This window comes from Streptomyces aureus (genome assembly GCF_001418135.1).
GTDB lineage: Bacteria > Actinomycetota > Actinomycetes > Streptomycetales > Streptomycetaceae > Streptomyces > Streptomyces aureus_A.
In genome coordinates, this window is record NZ_LIPQ01000082.1 from 1 (window position 1) to 549 (window position 549).

Here is a 549-nt window from a genome sequence, read left to right on the forward strand (position 1 = left end):
GCCCCCGACGGCCCCCGCAGCCTCCGACGGCCGGCGACACACGGGGTGCTGCTCGCTGCGTGCGGGATGTCGCTCGCGGGTACGCGAGCCCTGGCGAGGGATTCTCGTACTGCGCTCTCCGCGCACCCGAACGGATCGAGGGGCAGACGTACGACATGGACTGGCTGACCAAGCTCCCCGTCATCGGCCCATGGGTCGCCCGACTCATGCGCACCCATGCCTGGCGCTCGTACGAGACCCTCGACGCGGCCCACTGGACCCGGCTCGCCGCCGNNGCCGCGCTCCTCAGCAAGGACCAGCTCGACAGGATCGAGGAGAAGATCAGCGACCAGGTGCCCGGCATCTCCGACCAGCTCAACATCAGCGGTCTGGTCGACAACGCCGGCACCGTCGGACTCGTCGCGGGCGCGATCCTGCTGTTCACCGGCATCAGCTGGATCGGGTCCATGCGGGAGTGCCTGCGCGCCGTGTGGGGGCTCGACGACATCGAGGGCAACCCGATCCTGCTCAAGGGCAAGGACGCGCTCATCCTCATCGGCCTCGGCGGCG

The 549-nt window shown here is 70.0% G+C and carries 2 pseudogenes; both read left to right on the forward strand.

The annotated features are described in order from the left end of the window. Window positions 1-155: 155 nt before the first annotated feature. Window positions 156-273: pseudogene (locus tag AOK00_RS40095) on the forward strand (YihY/virulence factor BrkB family protein); the annotation flags it as partial. A 2-nt stretch (window positions 274-275) separates the two neighbouring features. Continuing rightward, a pseudogene (locus tag AOK00_RS40100) lies at window positions 276-549 on the forward strand (YihY/virulence factor BrkB family protein); the annotation flags it as partial.